The organism is Ruminococcus flavefaciens, assembly GCF_900116855.1.
Lineage (GTDB): Bacteria > Bacillota > Clostridia > Oscillospirales > Ruminococcaceae > Ruminococcus > Ruminococcus flavefaciens_R.
Genome location: NZ_UETD01000007.1, coordinates 75,072 through 94,293 on the forward strand (window position 1 = coordinate 75,072; position 19,222 = coordinate 94,293).

At 46.0% G+C, this 19,222-nt stretch carries 17 protein-coding genes; 12 read left to right on the forward strand and 5 right to left on the reverse strand.

Annotation, left to right across the window (positions count from 1 at the left end):
- Positions 1-25: 25 nt before the first annotated feature.
- Together DSZ37_RS08390 and DSZ37_RS08395 are read left to right on the forward strand one after the other, a co-directional pair.
- On the forward strand, positions 26-460 hold the full coding sequence (locus tag DSZ37_RS08390) for an amino acid-binding protein (protein ID WP_109726464.1): 435 nt from the start codon (positions 26-28) through the stop codon (positions 458-460).
- 124 nt (positions 461-584) lie between these two features.
- A complete protein-coding gene (locus DSZ37_RS08395) occupies positions 585-1,019 on the forward strand; it encodes a zinc ribbon domain-containing protein (protein WP_109726465.1) in 435 nt (144 codons plus the stop codon).
- 3 nt (positions 1,020-1,022) lie between these two features.
- Here DSZ37_RS08395 and DSZ37_RS08400 read toward each other — a convergent pair whose 3' ends face one another.
- The gene (locus DSZ37_RS08400) at positions 1,023-1,445 is read right to left on the reverse strand and encodes a putative ABC transporter permease (protein ID WP_242978595.1); all 423 of its coding nucleotides are present in this window, start codon (positions 1,443-1,445) and stop codon (positions 1,023-1,025) included.
- A gap of 90 nt (positions 1,446-1,535) precedes the next feature.
- Here DSZ37_RS08400 and DSZ37_RS08405 point away from each other — a divergent pair, with 90 nt between their 5' ends.
- The 5 genes from DSZ37_RS08405 (at position 1,536) to DSZ37_RS08425 (ending at position 7,346) form a co-directional block, all read left to right on the forward strand.
- Positions 1,536-2,210, forward strand: a complete 675-nt coding sequence (locus DSZ37_RS08405) for an EcsC family protein (protein WP_109726466.1) — start codon at positions 1,536-1,538, stop codon at positions 2,208-2,210.
- Complete coding sequence (gene malQ, locus DSZ37_RS08410) at positions 2,203-3,702, forward strand: 4-alpha-glucanotransferase (protein WP_109726467.1); 1,500 nt, start codon at positions 2,203-2,205, stop codon at positions 3,700-3,702. Before DSZ37_RS08405 ends, malQ begins: the two co-directional genes overlap by 8 nt.
- A gap of 51 nt (positions 3,703-3,753) precedes the next feature.
- The gene (locus DSZ37_RS08415; RefSeq protein WP_109726468.1) at positions 3,754-6,102 is read left to right on the forward strand and encodes a glycogen/starch/alpha-glucan phosphorylase; all 2,349 of its coding nucleotides are present in this window, start codon (positions 3,754-3,756) and stop codon (positions 6,100-6,102) included.
- Positions 6,103-6,394: 292 nt separating this feature from the next.
- Positions 6,395-6,892 (forward strand): hypothetical protein, encoded by a 498-nt coding sequence (locus DSZ37_RS08420; protein WP_109726469.1) that lies wholly within the window; start codon positions 6,395-6,397, stop codon positions 6,890-6,892.
- 4 nt (positions 6,893-6,896) lie between these two features.
- Positions 6,897-7,346, forward strand: a complete 450-nt coding sequence (locus tag DSZ37_RS08425) for a hypothetical protein (RefSeq protein ID WP_109726470.1) — start codon at positions 6,897-6,899, stop codon at positions 7,344-7,346.
- Between the two features lie 290 nt (positions 7,347-7,636).
- On the opposite strand, the gene DSZ37_RS08430 is transcribed toward DSZ37_RS08425, so the two are convergent.
- Positions 7,637-8,161: a hypothetical protein gene (locus DSZ37_RS08430; protein ID WP_109726471.1), complete on the reverse strand. Its 525-nt coding sequence runs from the start codon at positions 8,159-8,161 to the stop codon at positions 7,637-7,639.
- A complete protein-coding gene (locus tag DSZ37_RS08435) occupies positions 8,161-10,359 on the reverse strand; it encodes a DEAD/DEAH box helicase family protein (RefSeq protein WP_242978597.1) in 2,199 nt (732 codons plus the stop codon). Before DSZ37_RS08435 ends, DSZ37_RS08430 begins: the two co-directional genes overlap by 1 nt.
- Positions 10,360-11,177: 818 nt before the next feature.
- On the opposite strand from DSZ37_RS08435, the gene DSZ37_RS17695 reads away from it, so the two are divergent.
- Positions 11,178-11,336, forward strand: coding sequence for a hypothetical protein (locus DSZ37_RS17695; protein WP_173385565.1), 159 nt, complete (start codon positions 11,178-11,180; stop codon positions 11,334-11,336).
- Between the two features lie 96 nt (positions 11,337-11,432).
- Entirely contained in the window at positions 11,433-13,070 is a 1,638-nt protein-coding gene (locus DSZ37_RS08445) for a recombinase family protein (protein WP_109726473.1), read from the forward strand.
- A 179-nt stretch (positions 13,071-13,249) separates the two neighbouring features.
- Here DSZ37_RS08445 and DSZ37_RS08450 read toward each other — a convergent pair whose 3' ends face one another.
- Positions 13,250-13,930, reverse strand: coding sequence for a dockerin type I repeat-containing protein (locus DSZ37_RS08450; RefSeq protein ID WP_109726474.1), 681 nt, complete (start codon positions 13,928-13,930; stop codon positions 13,250-13,252).
- Positions 13,931-14,272: 342 nt separating this feature from the next.
- On the opposite strand from DSZ37_RS08450, the gene DSZ37_RS08455 reads away from it, so the two are divergent.
- From DSZ37_RS08455 to DSZ37_RS08465, 3 genes are read left to right on the forward strand one after another with little or no spacing between them, the layout of a single operon-like run.
- Positions 14,273-14,479 carry a helix-turn-helix transcriptional regulator gene (locus DSZ37_RS08455; protein ID WP_028516074.1) on the forward strand — a complete coding sequence of 69 codons (207 nt, stop codon included), beginning with the start codon at positions 14,273-14,275 and terminating at the stop codon, positions 14,477-14,479.
- Positions 14,480-14,490: 11 nt separating this feature from the next.
- A complete protein-coding gene (locus tag DSZ37_RS08460; protein WP_109726475.1) occupies positions 14,491-14,916 on the forward strand; it encodes a hypothetical protein in 426 nt (141 codons plus the stop codon).
- A 17-nt stretch (positions 14,917-14,933) separates the two neighbouring features.
- Positions 14,934-15,362 (forward strand): hypothetical protein, encoded by a 429-nt coding sequence (locus DSZ37_RS08465; RefSeq protein ID WP_109726476.1) that lies wholly within the window; start codon positions 14,934-14,936, stop codon positions 15,360-15,362.
- Positions 15,363-15,557: 195 nt separating this feature from the next.
- On the opposite strand, the gene nifJ is transcribed toward DSZ37_RS08465, so the two are convergent.
- Positions 15,558-19,085, reverse strand: coding sequence for a pyruvate:ferredoxin (flavodoxin) oxidoreductase (nifJ, locus tag DSZ37_RS08470; protein ID WP_109726602.1), 3,528 nt, complete (start codon positions 19,083-19,085; stop codon positions 15,558-15,560).
- Positions 19,086-19,222: the final 137 nt, after the last annotated feature.

Sequence of the window (19,222 nt, forward strand, 5' to 3'; positions counted from 1 at the left end):
ATAGCGAAAAGGAGGAAGAGACAGTATGTCAAATGTAAAACAGATCTCAGTTTTTGTAGATAACAAACCAAATCAGGCGGCAGGCGTTATGCGTATAATCAAGGAGAGCGGCGTCAATCTCAGAGCCCTCAGCCTTGCGGATACCGCTGATTTCGGTATAATCAGATTTATCGCCAACGATACGGAAAAGGCTGTGGAGATACTCAAGGAAGCATCCTATGCCGTAAACGTAACAGAGGTGCTGGCGATCTCTATTCCCGATACTCCCGGTCAGCTCAGCCGCGTCCTCGATGTGCTGGGTCAGGACAACGTAAACGTGGAGTATATGTACTCATTCCTCGGCACTTCCGACAGAGCAGTCTCCTTCGTTATCCGTGTGGACGACAACGCCCTTGCCTCGGAAGCACTCAACAGAGGCGGTATTATTCAGCTTACCGAAAATGATATAGCTGAAATGTAAGTATTGCACAAAACGCAGAGCTCTTTTTAAATTTATTATGAAAACTCTTGACATAATTCAGCTTGATGTTGTATAATGAAAATGCAATATTTAACGAGAAAATATTCGACAGGAGTGATGGAAAATGGGTATTCTCGATAAATTTAATGACGCAAGCAGAGGTGTATCCGAAAAAGCAAAAAGCATCTCTGAGGCAAACAACCTCAAAAGGAAGATCCTTTATGAGGAAGAAAGGATCGTAGAGATCTTTACCGATATCGGAAAGAAATACTACAAAAATCCCGGCGAGGACCCGGCAGCTCTGAAGGTACTTTGCGACGATATTGACACAAGACGCAGAAGGATCAAGAAGATGAGATTTGAGCTCAACGGCATCAGAGGATATAAGATATGCCCCAAGTGCGACGCTGAGGTCAATGAGCGCTTCCAGTTCTGCGGACGCTGCGGTGCAAGGCTCCCCGATATCGAGGACGAGGACTTCATGTCCCTTGAACCCAACGACTATTATACAGAAAGCAGCAATAATTTCTTTAACGCTGATCCCAACAAGAACTATTGATCACTAAGGCTGTTCTGAGGCTATCGGAACAGCCTTTTTGTACATCATCCCTGCGAAGCGGCTGTTCATTGCCATGCAAAGACCGCGGGCAGGTATGCACAGCAGGAACCAGAAACAGGAAAAGGGCACACAGACCTGTCCCAGAAAATTCAGCGGCATATCCGAGTAATCCCACACGTTCCAGTGCATAATGATATTGTCGAAAAATCCCACAGTGAACTCTATGGCGGTTATGAGGAGCGAGCCCGCAAGGCAGCTCCTGATAAGCGTCATGGCAGGGCGGCTGTTGACGGCGCAGAGCAGCGTGAGTACGGCTCCGCCTGTGAGACACATGGTCCAGTGTGTATAGCCGCGGAGCAGTATCTCTATGAGACTGTAGCTGAAATAGCCCATGAGAAACGAGAAGAAAAGCTGCGAAAGCTTCATGATAACACCTCAATAATTCTTTTATGCAGATTATTGCTCATTTTTAGAAGGTTTATTCATTTCAACTGAAAGGTTTAAAATGGTGAATGTATGAAGAATGACAAAAAAGATGTAAGTGGAATTCTTAAATTTCTGGACGAGCTGTACGTCAAATCAATAGATGGTATACCCAAAATCAGTAAGCCCATACCTGAATTAGCAGAGGATTATTTAAGAAAAAATCCCGAAGTTGATACTGCGATAAAGAAAATGCATACAAATCAAATAAAGAAATGTACCACATCAGGTGTGGTCAATGGATTTGGCGGCTTAATAACATTGCCTGTAACCATTCCTGCTAATGTCGGAAGTGTGCTTTATGTTCAGATGCGTATGATAGCCTGCACTGCGTATATGAAAGGCTATGACCTTAAAAGTGATCAGGTACAGACTTTTGTATATGCCTGTTTGGCGGGCATTTCAATTAATGAATTTGTGAAGAAATTTGGCGTTAACTTGGGGCGTAAGCTTACTACTTCAGCAATAAAAAAAATACCCGGAGAAGTTCTTGTGAAAATAAATCAAAAAGTAGGTTTCAGATTCCTGACAAAGTTTGGAGAGAAGGGCTTGATAAACCTTGGAAAGATGGTGCCAGTTGTGGGCGCAGCAATCAACGGCGGTCTTGATTTTGCTGAAACAAAAGTAATTGCCAAAAGAGCATATAGTCTTTTTGCAGACGGAGACCTTTTGCAAATCACTAAAACAGAAAGCGAAGAAAATGATTAACGAAACGGAGTTGAAGCATATGCGTAAAAGCTGCATACTTATGCATATATCCAGCCTGCCGTCGGAGTACGGCATTGGCAAAATGGGAAGAGCCGCATTTGAGTTCGTGGACTTCCTCAAAGCCGCAGAGGTGAAATGCTGGCAGATACTGCCCCTTTCGCCCACAAGCTACGGCGATTCGCCCTATCAGTCCTTCTCGGTGAAGGCAGGCAACCCCTACTTCATCGACTTTGAGGTGCTGGAGGGGGACGGTCTCCTTGAACACCATGAGTTCGCTTCCTATGACTGGGAGAGCGAGAGGAACAAGGTGGATTACAGCCTTCAGTACGACCACTGCTTCGATGTGCTGAGAATGGCTTATGACCGCTTCAAGCCGTCAAAGTTTCCCGAGTACAGGAAATTCTGCGAGGAGAACAAGAAATGGCTGGAGGACTATGCTCTGTTCATGGCGCTGAAATTCCGCTACGATGGCAAGCCGTGGTATGAGTGGGACGAGGATATCTCAATGCACCGTCCCAAGGCTGTGGCAGCTGCGAAAAAGGAGCTGAAAAAGGACATCGGCTTCAATAAGTTCATACAGTTCGAGTTCAGCAGACAGTGGAGAGAGCTGAAAAAGTACGCCAACGACAACGGAATCGAGATAATAGGCGATATCCCTATTTACTGTGCTTTGGACAGCGTTGAGGCATGGGCTTCGCCGAAGCTTTTCCAGTTCGACAGAAAGCGCCGTCCCACCGCTGTGGCAGGCTGTCCGCCCGACGGATTTTCACCTCTGGGACAGCTCTGGGGCAATCCCCTCTATAACTGGGACTATCACAAAAAGACGGGCTATGAGTGGTGGATAGACCGTATCGGTGCAGCTGCAAAGCTATACGATATCGTCCGCATAGACCACTTCCGCGGCTTCGAGAGCTATTACGCCATTCCCTATGGCAACGAGGACGCTACCGTGGGCGAGTGGAAAAAGGGGCCCGACTATGAGCTATTCAAGCTGGCTGAGGAGAAGCTGGGCAGGCTCAACATCATCGCCGAGGACCTTGGCTTCATCACTCCCGAGGTAAGGGCAATGCTGGACAAGTGCGGCTATCCCGGCATGAAGGTGCTCCAGTTCGCGTTCTCCGACGGTGAGAACGAGTACCTGCCCCATAATTACAGCAGCACCAATTATTTTGCATATACGGGCACTCACGACAACGAGACCCTCATCGGCTGGGTGGACACTCTGGACAAGAAGTCGCTGAAGTTCGCCATGAAGTATCTGAACGTCAAGAAGAAAAAGGACATCCCCGGGGCGGTCATCCGTGCGGCATGGGGAAGCGTGGCGCAGGTGGCTGCGGCTCAGATACAGGACTTCCTTGACAGTCCCAAGGAGGGCAGGATGAATACCCCCTCGACTCTGGGCGGCAACTGGCAGTTCCGCACACAGAAGTCGGACTTCACACCCGATCTGGCTAAGAAGATAAGACGCCTTAACAGGCTTTTCAACCGCTGAGTATTATTCAGGACAGCTGCTCTGCACTGTTCCGAAAAGGAGATATTAAAAATGGATAGAAATGCTTTTATTGAGAAATTTACGGGGAAGCTTCCCAAGGATATAAAGTCTGCGTCGCCGCAGCAGCTTCACGACGCACTGGGTAAGACCGTTATGGAGATGTTTGCTGACCGCTGGAATAACGCCCGTCAGCAGCATCTTGCAAAGCGCCGCGCTGCTTATCTGTCTATGGAGTTTCTTGTGGGCAGGGCTGTTTATAATAATCTGCTGGTGCTGGGTATCTATGACGAGGTGGACGAGGCTTTCAGGGAGCTGGGTATAGACCTTGCAGTCCTTGAGGAGATAGAGGACGCCGCTCTCGGAAACGGCGGTCTGGGACGTCTTGCAGCCTGCTTTCTTGACAGTGCCGCAACTCTGGCTCTGCCCCTTGACGGCTACGGTATACGCTACAAGTACGGTCTGTTCAAGCAGTCCATCGAGGACGGCTTCCAGAAGGAGGACATCGACGACTGGACACGCTATGGTGATCCGTGGTCGGTGCGCTGTGACGAGGACACCGTCCTCATTGAGTACAGCGGTCAGACCGTTAAGGCTGTGCCCTATGATATGCCCATTTTCGGCTTCCGCACCGAGAATGTGGGAACTCTCAGACTGTGGCAGGCTGAGCCCGTGAAGGAGTTCGACTTCGACCTGTTCAACAAGCAGGACTACCTTGAGGCGTCAAGGGAGAAGATATATGCCGAGGATATCTCTCGTGTGCTCTATCCCAATGACGATACCGACGAGGGCAAGAAGCTCCGTCTGAAGCAGCAGTACTTCTTCAGCAGTGCATCTCTCACGGACATTATCAGAAAGCACAAGGCTCGCTTCGGAACTCTCGAAAACTTAGCGGACTATATCTCCGTTCAGCTCAATGACACCCACCCCGTTATCTCTATACCCGAGCTCATAAGACAGCTGGTGGACAATGAGGGCTTCACCTTTGAGAAAGCCCTTGATATGGCGAAAAAGATATTCAACTACACAAACCACACAGTTATGCAGGAAGCCCTCGAAAAGTGGCGCACCGATCTGGTGGAGGAGCTTCTCCCGAGGATATACAGCATAATCATTCAGATAAATGAAGCTCTTATCGCGGATATGTACGCAGGAGGCGTACAGAGGGACAAGACCGACCGCATAAAGATAATCAAGGGCGGTCTTATCCACATGGCGGATATGGCGTGTTATGCTTCCAGCCACATCAACGGCGTTGCAGAGATACACACCCAGATACTCAAGGACTCCGTTCTTGCAGACTGGTTCAGCCTTGCGCCCGAGAAGTTCCGCAATGAGACAAACGGTATCACTCAGCGCCGCTGGATAGCCCTCTGCAACAGGGAGCTTTCCGCCCTTATAACCGAGCTGCTGGGTGACGATAACTGGATAAATGACCTTGACAGGCTCCGCGAGCTTGCTAAGTTTGCCGAAGATGAAAATGTGCTCCGCCGCTTCATCGACATCAAGCAGGGCAAGAAGCAGCAGCTTGCAGACTTCATCAAGGCTCATGACGGCATAGACACAGACGCAAATTCTGTTTTCGATATCCAGATAAAGCGCCTTCACGAGTACAAGAGACAGCTCCTCAATGCCTTCTCTATCCTGTGGATATACTACGGCATAAAGGACGGCAGCATTCAGGGCTTCACTCCTACGACTTTCATCTTCGGAGCCAAGTCTGCTCCGGGATACCGCCGCGCAAAGGCAATAATCAAGTTCATCAACGAGGTGGGCAGGATAGTCTCCTCAGACCCAGACACCCGTGACCTCATAAAGGTGGTCTTTGTTCAGAACTACAATGTTTCCTACGCCGAAAAGCTGGTGGCAGCGGCTGACGTCTCCGAGCAGATATCCACCGCGGGCACGGAAGCCAGCGGCACAGGCAATATGAAGCTCATGCTCAACGGCGCTGTGACCCTCGGTACCTTCGACGGTGCCAACATCGAGATAGTACGGGAAGCAGGGGAGGAGAACAACTACATCTTCGGCGCCCGCGTTGAGGACCTTGAAAGGATAGTTCCCGAGTACGACAGCAGAAGCATATTCGCCAATGACCCCATGGTGAAAAAAGTCGTGTCATCACTTATCGACGGTACCGTTTCCGACGGCGGCAGCGGCGACTTCCGCGAGCTTTACACCGCTCTCCTTGACGGCGCAAGCTGGCACGCTCCCGACCATTATTACCTCCTTGGCGATATGAGGGACTACGTTGAGACCAAGCTCCGCTGCATAAACGACTTCAGCGCTGACAGACTTGCCTTCGCCCGTAAGCAGTGGCTGAATATGTGCAATTCGGGCAAGTTCAGCTCCGACCGCACTATCGCGGACTACGCAGCCAATATCTGGGGAATAAAGCAGTAATGAGTTGAGAGTTGCTAAGTCACCTGTCGGCGAGGAAGTGCTCTCATAAGTAGTGCGGAATAACACTGAAACCAACGGAAAAACGTTGCATAACCGAAAAGTTTTTCGGAAGTTCTGTGTTTTGCACAAAGAAATGCGCCTGTATTTGTGAGCTTTCACGGTACAGGCGCTTTTTTAGTGACAGATGTCACTGCGGAAGTGACGGGTGACATCTTCAAAATCTCCCCTTCCTGTGGTATCATGGGTATAACAGAGGAGGTGCAGGCGGCACCTCGGAAAGGGGAGCGATGTTATGAAAAAAGCTGAAAAGATAGTTCTTTACACTGCGGCAGGCGGTATCGCTGCTTATATCGTAAAGTGTATTGCGGACGCTGTCATGGACCGCTTCCGTGTGCCGCTGCCCGATTACTTCGGAATGGGCTATATGTCAATATGGGGAGCGCTGGTCGTAATATGTGTTCTTGCACAGATAGGCGTGCTCATATCGGTACTCCTCCGCAGACGCAGAAACAGCGGAAAAAAAGAGATATCAATGGGCTACACGGTGTCCTTCTTCTGCTCGTTTATCCCATTTCTACTGCTGCTTGCTTACTCCGTTTACTGCATGAAGGCAGGCTTTACATTCCTGTGGTCGGTGTGCTACGGATGGGAAGCCTTTGAGGGCGCGTTTATGATTATGGGGCTTGTGTTCGTTGTTATCCCCGTGTTCCCGTTCTGCGTGTTCTGGCAGGTGTTCTACATCGTCAGAAGGATAAAAGCATGGAAACGGCTGAAGGCTGAAAGGAGCTGAGCTTATGAAAAAATATGAAAAGATACTTATAGCTGTATTCGGCGGCTGTACAGTTTTATCACTTTCATTATTGATGCTCGGGAAAGGGCTCGGATACCTTGATAACCTTGAGGAAGCTCTGCCATATTACCTCATGTTCGGCGGAGTATTCGGTGTTATCGGCGTGCTGGTGTCGTGGAGACTCAGAAAGCGCCGTGAGGCAGGAAAGGCTCCCATATCTGCACTGTATAAGGTGAGCTTCTGGCTCAGCTTTTTGCCCTTAGCGGTGCTGCTCATAGTAGGTATCGCAGGCGCAGTCGGCGGCAGCGGCTTCGACTGGAGCGTTCTCTGGGGCACTTTAGTTTTATACGGCATACTTCTTGGCTGTATACTTATCCCCATTTTTCCCTTTATGCTGTTCTGGCAGGTGCTCTATGTTGCAATGTCTGCAAAATACAAAAAATTGTCCCCGTAACTGTGATGCTTATATGGTAATTTTACGGGTGATATTGAGGAAGAACCCTTTTGAAAAAGGGTTCTTCCTCAAACTCCTTTCCTAAAACTTTCAGCATTAAATTCAGCCCCGACAGGGAGCTCCTCACAAGATGTGAAAAACGGTAGAGTATTACCGTGAGCGCCCTGTCGGGGCTGAATTCAGTTATAAAGTCTTTGGAAAAGGGGTGTAGCATATTCTTATCGTAGTAAAGGAAAACAAACCGAATAGGACGAAAGCCGCCACTTGTATTAAGTGGCGGCTTTCTAACATTAATAAATATCACTAACGCGGATTATTACTGTTTGATTCAACTTGATTCGAGCTATATCACATGGAGTGTATTGTTTAAGATAGAATTGTAAATGCAAGGCATTAACTGCACGAAGTATATTTTCAATTAATATAGAATTACGTCTTTTATATCCTAATTCATTTATCATTATTTCAAGATTAATGCTACAATATGATTTTTCTGAATAAAGGATTTTGAGTTTTTTCAGTTTGAAATATGTACCATACTTATCGAGTTTATAATCGTTAGTTTTAATTTTTAAGTCTTTCAGCGTCTTTTGTATTTCAGCCTGCTCATATGGTCGTGCACTTAGTATTATCATTGAATTATATACTTCGTTCCGGAACTTATTAAAGTCTTTGCGATAATCCCATACTATTTCGTTATTGTAATTTTGAAAAAAGTCTGATATTATTTCGTTTTCACGAGAACGAGAAGAATTAAGAATTATAAGATATCTTGCAATATCCCAAGGTGTAAACTTATATTTGGTATAAACCACTATTTATCACCCTTCCGCTGATTACAGAAACGGCATAATATCTGAAGATTGGATTCAACAGTTCTTCCGCCTTTAGCCATTGGCTTGATATGGTCAACTTGCAAGTCCTTTCTGTTGCTAAATACTTTTTTACAGCTTGCACACACATAATTACCGTCAGCTTTGCGAGCCTTATCAAATACTCTCATTTTCAGCGGTATGCCTACATTAGGATACCTATTGATGATTTCCTCTAATGGAAGGCCTTCCAGTTCGCGAAGTTCAGCCTTTGTTTGTGGTGCAGCATAGTCAGTTTCCATATATCCCTCGAGTTTGTCCATTTCAATATCTATCATGCGTTTAAAAATATATGGACTGGAATAATAGATCTTATATACGCTGTCCTCGGCATCCCATAAGCTATCAAGATATGCCTTGCGTTCACGACCTGTCATAGCCTCTTCTTCAAATTTCTTGGCAATTTCAGAGACATCCAGCTTTTTCCGCACAATATTGTCAAGAGGAACAAATAAAGGATCAACCGCTTTCTGTGCATAGAATAGAAGCAAGTGTTCAACGTCGCTGCGCTGACAAGCAGGTACCAAGTCTTCATCAAAATACTGTTCCATACAATAATCTGTCATTTCTGGTAACACATCATCTGCTATGGTTTCCTCTTCAATCCCATACAATTCCATTATCTGTGAAAGGTCAGCTATTAATGACTGATATGATGACTGAGTGCTGTTATAAACAAGTATCTGATGATTCCATTCAAGTGTACTGAACATATAGTATCCAACAGGAATACGTTCTATCATCTCGATCTGTTCAAGTGCAGATGTATCAATACCTTCATTAAGCATTGCCGCGAATTCTTCGATTTTGGAAATTGAAATCACACGCAGCTCATACTGCTGTTTCTTTGCAGGGGTATCCTGTGGTTCAAATTCGTCTTTAAGTAATGACTGCGGATTTACCCACGCGATTTTTCCATTCCAGTCATCAATGAAAGGAACGATATATGCATCGGTTGTACCACCAGCCTTTTCACCGCGCAACGCTCTGCCAACCATTTGTGTCATAAAAACTCTTGATATAGTCGGTCGAGTAAGGAATACGGTATGTGTTTGTGGAAGGTCAGTTCCTTCGGTGAGGATATTAACATTGATTAGCACATCAAGTTTTCCATCTCGATAGAGTTTGATTTTTTCCTCGTTTTCTTTGCTTGATATTGTAATTCCAAGATCAGCATTACGCACATCAGAAACAATATAGTCTGAACGTATTCCTCTTTCATGAAATATTTTATTTAGTGCAATTGCATTTGTCTTGTTTATTGCAAATACGATGGTTTTACCATATTTATCCTTATTCTTAACATAGTGATTTACAATAAAAGCATTGCGCTTAGTATTATCTTGCAAGAAATCCTGAATATTTTTTGGCAGCGCATCAAAGTTTTCGATTTCCTGTATATTTTTCAGTCCAATTCTATCGCCTAATTCAATACCAGTTTCACACCCCTCAATGAATTTGGGATATGCGAGGATGTGCCTGTCAATAAGAGTCTTTAAATCAATCTTATAAACTATGTCATCAGTAAATATTTGGTAAAGAGCACCTCTTTCCTTTTCTGATGTACGGAATGGCGTTGCTGTAAGTCCCAGCAGCTTCATAGATTTTGCGTATTTCTCGACATACTGTATGGTCTTACGATATGTCTTAGCAACAGCATGATGAGCTTCATCAATAACAAGGAATACATCTTCATTCTTAAGCCATTTATCAAGTCTTTCAAGACTGCGGTTTATGCTATCTTTGCTGACTATAAGTATGTTGTCATCAGTTTTGATATGAATAGGCTTATCATGCATTCCTGATATGATACGATAACGGAAAGATGTATGGTTTATCATAATGTTGGTATAAGCATTGTTGATAAATGTATCAGCCGCCTGTTCGAGAAGGAGGTGACGGTGTGCTATCCAAAGTATTTTCTTGCCCTTATCCACTGCGTTCTGCAAAAGCCAATAGACAGCCGTCAATGTTTTACCACCACCAGTTGGTAATACAAGAAGTGTACGGAACTCTTGCTTCTTATTTATCGCATTCATTGCTTTAAGCGCATCTACTTGATGCTCATAAAGTGTACGTGGATTTGTTCCGTTTGACGGCGTAACGGTTTGGGCGTTCAAGTTTTCAACAGAAATTGGCATAATGATCACCTCATATTTATAATATATCATAATTATACCATATCTCGCATTTTTAAACAAGCGTTTTTATTATATCAGCACAAAAATGTACATATGCACAACAAATCAAGCTGTTTGTTGTTTAATTTTACGATTTATAAATTTGAATAGTTGCTAAAAAATGTCTCCACAAACGAAAAATAAATGTCTCCACATTTTATGCAAATGAAAAAAAGTTCCCATAATACATATTAGAAGGCGAACGCCGCAGTCGGTAAATCTGACTGCGGTATTTTTTATGCCAAATGGAAAAAGAATACTGCTCCCACTTTTTCTCTCAGCAAATAGCAGCGTGACAGTAGTGACGGTAGAAATGTTACCGTCACGCCCGACTTTGCAGACAGCTTGCAAACGTCTATATAGCTTCATCTGCAGGGCGTGTCGGTAGACTTCCGTGTCGGTAGAGTTACTGTCACGGCAAAGTTACCGTCACGCACAAAAATGCCCGTTTTTGCCGCCTACACTGAAATCGGGTAGTTATCCCAAATGCGGCGGTGGAAGCGGTTGTCGCGCAACATGGAGCGAGTGTGGGCGGCTGCATCAGCAGCGAACGGTGGCGTTATTATTTGCAAATGACAGAAGCAGTACCGAGTGACAAAAAGTCTTCCATTTTTGGAAGGCAAGCATCGCAGACGGCATTCCGCCTGCCGCATTGCTTGTCGGGGCGAACCCCGAACCCCCTAACATTACAAGTCAATAAAAGTGAAAGGAATGATGAAAATGAACAACGAAAATCACATCAGAAACATGAACGGGATCAATGGAAGGAGTATGAACGAATGGCTGAAAAAGAAGAAGTCAGATATTATTCTGATAACAAAATTGAAATTAACGGGAAGATTTATAATGTGACCTTTACATTTCCTCTTCCCAAAGATGAGACTGAGACAGCTTACGATAAGCTGAAACACTTGATAAATGGCGAAAAAGTAAGCTGAAAAAGTTCTGGACTTTCGAGTCGGATAGGAGTATACTGTTGGTAGCTCCTATTCGGTTTGATTCCAGAAGCAACAGCTTCGGAAAAGGAGGACAATATGAAAGAATCAAACACGAATCAGATAACAGCGCTGTACTGCCGCCTTAGTCAGGAGGATTTGCGTGCAGGAGAGTCGCTGTCAATAGAGAATCAAAGGCTCTTGCTGAAAGAGTATGCCGACAAAAATGGCTTCAAGAATTGTCAATACTACATAGATGACGGATACAGCGGAGTTAATAAGAATAGACCAGCTTATGTGAAAATGCTGACCGATATTGAAAAAGGTCTAATTAGCACAGTAATCGTCAAAGATCAGAGCCGTCTCGGCAGAGACCACCTTGAAACAGGAAGGCTTATGGAAATACTATTCCCATCATACGACGTTCGGTTCATAGCTATCTCAGACGGTGTTGACAGCATAAACGGCTTGAATGATATGTCGGGCATCAAGAATTACTTCAACGATTTCTTTGCACAGGATACGAGCAGAAAAATCAGAACGATACAGAAAGCTAAGGGAGAACGTGGTGAGCGTGTCGGAGCTTCATTGCCTTATGGGTATATGAAAGATCCGAACGATCAAAAGCGAATTATTCCCGATCCTGTGACTGCACCTGTTGTCAAACGAATCTTTGAGATGTACGCCAGCGGTATCGGTATGAAGAAAATATGCAATACTCTTGAAGAGGAAGAAGTGCTGTCTCCGAGCGTATACGCCTTTAATAAGACTGGCAGTCGTTCGGGAAATCCAAAATTGGACAAGCCTTACGCTTGGTCGATTGCATCCGTTCGCAGTATGCTTCTGAATCAGATGTACTGCGGTGATACAGTCAATTTCAAGACCTATACCAAGTCCAATAAGCTCAAAAAGCGTATCAAAAATGATCCGGAAAAGGTTCTCATATTTGAAAATACCCATGAGCCAATTATCGACAGAGGATTGTTCGAGCTTGTTCAAAAACACTTTGTCGGCAGAAAACGTGCTAACGGCAACGGAGAAATGGACAAATATGCAGGGTATCTCTACTGTGCGGAGTGCGGTTCAAGGCTCTATCTTCACCGAAACAAAAAGACATATAACAACTTTATGTGCGGTCGATACGAAAAGCGAAAGAGCAACTGTACCGCTCATTATATCAGGGAAGAAGTGGTAGATGCGATCGTACTGGAAGCAATACAGCGAGTTACAAAGTATGCGAGGGAGCACTCAGATGAGTTCTACGAGATGGCTATGAGCAACGGCGAGAACGAAGCCGTGTCCCGAACTAAAAACGGCGAAGCCCTGCGTAATGAGTATGAAGCAAAGATAAACGCCCTTGAAAGCGCTATCAGTATGCTCTACATGGACAGAGTTACAGGCAGAGTGACTCCGGAGCGTTATGACAGTCTTGCGGCTGGCTACGAAAAGAAGCAGTCTGAACTGAAGACAAAGCTTCATGAACTCGACTCACATACAAGCTATTTGGCGGTAAGGGAGAAGTGTGTCAGAGAATTCATTGACAACGCAAAGAAATACATTGACGTGTCGGAAGTTACTCCACAGCTTCTCAGAGCGTTCATAAGGCGAATTGAAGTCCATGAAAAGACGGAAAAGCGTTCAAGGAGCTGTATGAACGATATAACTGTTCACTTCTCATTCTTAGCAGACAAGGAAATCAAACTCGACGGTATTATGATCGAGACATTTAAGATTTAACGCCAGATAAAGCAAATCTCCGAGGGAACACTCCCTCGGAGACATAATAAATAATATACTTCCCTAAGAATATGCTTCAGGTTCGGGGGAAAACCTTTCCTCAGAAAAGTTTTCCCCCGATAATACGCATAAACTGCTATATAAGCACCGCAGTCGCGGGTGCTTTTTTTGTATATGAATTATGCATGGATCTGTGTGAGAGTATACCAGCCCTGGAGATAGCCCTCGAGGAACTGTACGTCTGTTGCATCCTGATCGCCGTCACCGTCGATATCAGATGCACGGATAGTGATACCTGTTGTAGGTACATAGCTGTGGTCAACGATTGCCTTGAGCATTACCCAGTCGTAGAGACCTACTTCTCCGTCACCGTTGATATCGCCAACGAGATATGTTGAGGGAGAGAATGAATACTCTGTGTAGGGGATAACATTGTCGTTAGCGTCATATGCAGTGATAGTGCAATTGCTGAAAAGATCATCATGTGTACGGCTGCTTGACTTGATCTCGCTGACTGTCTTGAACATAGTGCCTACGCCTGTAGTGATGTCGCTTGTCTTCCAGCGCTTGTAATGGAGCACACCGTACTGTGTACCGCTTCCTGTCTCATAGTCCATCCAGCCGTTAAGGCAATTGTTTGTTCTTGCACCGCCCTGAACCTTTAGGGGATTTCTGGTGTAAAACTCTACGTCAACTCTTTTTGTCTGCGGAGCACCGCCGCTGTAGTACCAGTATGTTCTGTATGTCTTTACTTCGTTTGCGGGAGTTGCTGCACTTGCTGTGAAAGCGTTAGCCATGGGAAGTGCGCCGAGTACTGCTGCTGAAAGAGCTGCTGCGATCTTGGTAAAAGTCTTTTTCATTTTAATTCATATCCTTTGTAAAGTATTTTCAGAGGTTGCGCAAACTCTATGTTGATTATAGCATTATTATTACTATTTGTCAATGAAAAATAGTAAAATCCTGCGTTTTTTGAGTGCGGTCTGCTGAAAATGCAGACGTATGTACAAATGAGCAGAAGGTATGGCGGCACATAATTCAATGAGATGTTATCAAGTATAAACTTCTTGTTATGCAAGTGAGGGTAGGCTTTTATGTTAAAATATAAAAATATGTAAAGCTGGCTTGACAAAAAATGTAAAGCGTGCTATACTATGATCACAGGAGATGTAAAGCAGACTTTACTTCGTAAGGAGGGTGATCAGTTGAAGAATAAGATTCAGGAGCTGAGAAAGGCGCGAAAGGTCACTCAGCAGGAGCTTGCTGACGCGCTCAGCGTCACGCGGCAGACTATAATATCACTGGAAAACGGTAAATACAACGCCTCACTCACACTTGCTCACAAGGCGGCTCAGTTCTTCGGAGTCACCATAGAGGAGCTGTTTATTTTCGAGGGCGAGGAGAACTTATAAGGAGGATCATTATGGAGAATTTCAGACTTACAATAAAGAAAAGGATATATTTTTTCATTCTTCTTGCTGCTGTCATGGTGGCAGGAATTATCCTGCTTACGGCTTTCGGCAGGGCGAATGACGGATTTAACGCAACAAGCGGAATATTAGGTGCAGTGCTTGCCATCGCTATTGGCAATGTAGTAACATCGAAAATGGCGCTCAGCAATGAAGCAAAGCTGAAAGAGATGTATATAAAGCATACCGACGAGAGAAGTGCTCAGATAACCAAAGAGGCTTCCACAACTACCTTTCGTGTTATACTTCTCGGTATTTCCGCTGCCACTATCATCGCTAACTTTTTGAGCGAGACCGTCAGCTGTACGCTTTCGGTATGTCTGGCGTTCATCTTTATGGTGTATATCGCGGTAAGCAGTTATTATAACAGTAAAATGTGAGCAAGAGGAGAGTTATCATGGAAGAATTCAGAAAAAAACTCAGGACAAAGATCATATTATGCCGGATACTGGCGGCTTCACTACTGATAGCGCTGATAGTTCTTCAGGTGCTGGTGCATAGGGGCGTTCTCAGGGGCGAGACCAACATGGGCTTTTTTGTGGGCGGTATTACCGTTCTGATAATGAATATTATGCGTATGAAAAAAGCTGTGAAGGACGATGCTGCGCTGAAGCAATGGTATGTACGCAATACCGACGAAAGGACCATAGCTGTACAGCAGAAGGCGGGAAACTTCACCTCGCTGCTTACTCTTTTCCTGCTTTGTATAGCCGCTATTGCCGCTTCATACATCAACAATACGGTATATTGGACTCTCGGTGCTGCTATGGGCGTGTACCTTCTGGTCTACCTTGGAGCCCTTGCATACTACAATAAGAAGATGTAAATAACAATAATACAAGGGACGTCGAGGACGCCGTCCCCTACAATACAAAAACTCCCCGATACTTGTCCGTATCGGGGAGTACTTTTATATTCGTATGTGCATAATTCACGTTAAACTGCCGTAAGCGATGGCAGACTATCCGTTTTGCAGAGAGTGAGCGAGCCTGCGGGCGTCAACGTGTTCAGCTCACGCTGCTTACTTCTCAGCGAGCTTTGTGAGGTACTCGTAACGATTAGCTGCTGTCTTCTCTGCCTTCGCGAACAGCTCCTTAGCACGCTCGGGGAATGAACGTGTGAGTGCGCTGTAACGAGCCTCGTTCATGATGAAGTCCTGATAAGACTCTGTGGGAGCCTTGGAGTCGAGCTGGAAGGGATTCTTGCCCTCAGCAGCAAGACGAGGATCATAACGGAAGTTGTTCCAGTAGCCGCACTTAACAGCCTTCTCCATCTCAGCCTGACAGTTAGTCATACCGCCCTTGATAGAGTGCATCTCACAAGGTGCATAGCCGATGATGAGTGAGGGACCCGGATAAGCCTCAGCTTCCTTGATTGCCTTGAGTGTCTGGTTCATGTCAGCACCCATAGCGATCTGTGCAACATAGATGTAGCCGTAGCTCATAGCGATATCAGCAAGGCGCTTCTTAGCGATTGCCTTACCAGCTGCTGCGAACTGTGCAACCTGACCGATGTTGGAGGACTTGGAAGCCTGTCCGCCTGTGTTGGAGTAAACCTCGGTATCGAATACCATGATGTTTACATCTTCGCCTGTTGCGAGAACGTGGTCAAGACCGCCGAATCCGATATCATAAGCCCAGCCGTCGCCGCCGAAGATCCATACGGACTTCTTGGAGAGGTAGTTCTTGTTCTCAAGGATATCTGCACAAGTATCGCACTTGTCAGAGCACTTCTCGAGCTCAGCAACGAGTGCAGCTGTTGCAGCTGTATTCTTAGCACCGTCGTTAACTGTTGCGAGGTATTCATCAGCAGCTGCCTTGAGCTCTGCGGATGCCTTGTCGTTTGCAGCAACTTCCTTTACTTCCTCAATGAGTCTCTCACGGATAGCCTTCTGACCGAGATACATACCGAGACCGTGCTCAGCATTGTCCTCGAACAGTGAGTTAGCCCATGCAGGACCGTGGCCGTTTGCATCAACAGTGTAAGGTGATGTAGCAGCAGGACCGCCCCAGATAGAAGAACATCCTGTTGCGTTGGAGATGTACATTCTTGAACCGAAGAGCTGAGTGATGAGTCTTGCATATGAAGTCTCAGCACAGCCTGCGCATGAACCGGAGAATTCAAGGAGAGGCTTCTTGTACTGGCTGGAGATAACATTTGCATCAGTTGCTACATCTGCCTTCTCTGTTACCTTAGCAACACAGTAATCGAATACTGCCTGCTGAGGCTCCTGTGACTCTCTGGGAACCATCTTGAGTGACTTTGTGGGGCAGACACCGATACATACGCCGCAGCCCATGCAGTCCATAGCGGAAACAGCGAGAGTGTACTTGTAATCGCTCTTTACGATAGGCTTGGGAGCGATCTTGATGTTCTCGGGAGCAGCTGCGACCTCAGCCTCTGTCAGAGCGAAGGGACGGATAGTTGCGTGAGGGCAGACAAATGAACACTTGTTACACTTTGCACAGGTGTCCTGATTCCACTCGGGAACCATAACAGCAACTCCGCGCTTTTCGTATGCGGAAGCACCCTGCTCGAATGTACCGTCAACGTGATCTGAGAATGCAGATACAGGGAGAGTATCACCGAGCATCTTGCCAACAGGGTTCATGATGCCTTCAACCATCTTGACGAGCTTCTCCGGGCCCTCGAGCTTAGCAGGTGCTGAATTATCAACAGCATTTGCCCACTCAGCAGGAACGTCTACCTTGACATAAGCGTTTGCGCCTGCGTCGATAGCCTTCTCGTTCATCTGAACGATCTCGATACCCTTCTTCATGAACTTCTGAGCCTTTTCCTTCATGTAGCTGATAGCCTCAGCCTCGGGAAGAACCTTTGAAAGTGAGAAGAATGCAGACTGGAGAATTGTGTTTGTACGCTTGCCAAGACCGATCTCCTGTGCAAGGTCTATAGCGTTAACCAGATAGAGCTGGATGTTGTTCTTTGCGATGTACTGCTTTGTATCAGCTGAGAGGTGCTGATCGAGCTCCTCGGGCTTCCACTGGCAGTTGATAAGGAATACACCGCCGGGCTTTACATCGTTTACCATCTTGTAGCCCTTGAGGATGTATGAAGGATTGTGACAGGCAACGAAGTCAGCCTTGTTTATGTAGTAAGGGCTCTTGATGGGCTTATCACCGAAACGCAGATGTGAGATAGTGATACCGCCTGTCTTCTTTGAGTCATACTGGAAGTAAGCCTGAACGTACTTGTCAGTGTGGTCGCCGATGATCTTGATGGAGTCCTTGTTAGCACCAACTGTACCGTCGCCGCCGAGGCCCCAGAACTTGCACTCGATCGTGCCTTCTGCTGCTGTGTTGGGAGCATCTTCCTCAGCCAGTGAGAGGTTTGTAACATCATCCACGATACCGAGTGTGAACTGAGGCTTGGGATCAGCCTTAGCGAGCTCTGCATATACAGCAAATACAGATGCAGGAGGAGTATCCTTGGAACCGAGACCGTAACGGCCGCCGATGACCTTGATACCTGTTCTGCCTGTAGTATTAAGAGCAGCAACTACATCGAGGTAGAGAGGCTCACCGAGAGAGCCGGGCTCCTTGGTTCTGTCGAGTACAGCGATTGTCTTTGCTGTTGCAGGAATAGCCTCAACCAGCTTCTCAGCAGAGAAAGGACGGAACAGGCGAACCTTAACGATACCGACCTTCTCACCCTTCTTGTTCAGGTAGTCGATAACTTCCTCAGCAACATCGCAGATAGAACCCATAGCAACGATAACGCGCTCTGCATCGGGAGCTCCGTAGTAGTTGAAGAGCTTATAGTCAGTGCCAAGCTTTGCATTTACCTTGTCCATGTACTCCTCAACGATTCCGGGAACAGCGTTGTAGTAGGAGTTGCAAGCCTCACGGTGCTGGAAGAAGATATCTCCGTTCTCGTGAGAACCGCGCATTGTAGGATTCTCAGGATTGAGAGCACGGTCACGGAATGCCTTTACAGCGTCCATATCGCACATTTCCTTGAGGTCCTCGTAATCCCAGATCGCGATCTTCTGGATCTCGTGTGATGTACGGAAACCATCGAAGAAGTTGATGAAAGGAACGCGGCTCTTGATGGAAGCCAGATGAGCAACAGCAGCAAGGTCCATAACTTCCTGAGGATTTGTCTCAGCGAGCATTGCAAAACCTGTCTGACGGCAAGCATAAACGTCAGAGTGGTCGCCGAAGATGTTAAGTGCGTGAGAAGCTACGCAGCGTGCAGAAACGTGGAACACGCAGGGAAGCAGCTCGCCGGCGATCTTGTACATATTCGGGATCATAAGGAGAAGACCCTGAGAAGCAGTATAGGTTGTGGTGAGAGCACCTGCGTTCAGAGAACCGTGAACAGTACCTGCTGCACCGGCTTCTGACTGCATCTCCTCAACCTTAACGGTAGTGCCGAAAATGTTCTTGACACCCTGAGCTGACCACTGATCAACATAGTCTGCCATCGGGCTGGAAGGTGTGATCGGATAGATACCGGCAACTTCCGTGAAGGCGTAAGAAACATATGCAGCGGCATTATTACCGTCCATTGTTTTCATTTTTCTTTTGATTGCCATAGGAATATACCTCCTGAAAAAATATAAAAGTTGGGTTATAGGAATGCTTAACGTGGTGGGCGTTAACCATGTATAACTACTGAGAATTATTATACCACAAATCTGATTTTTTGTAAACACCTTTTTTGCTT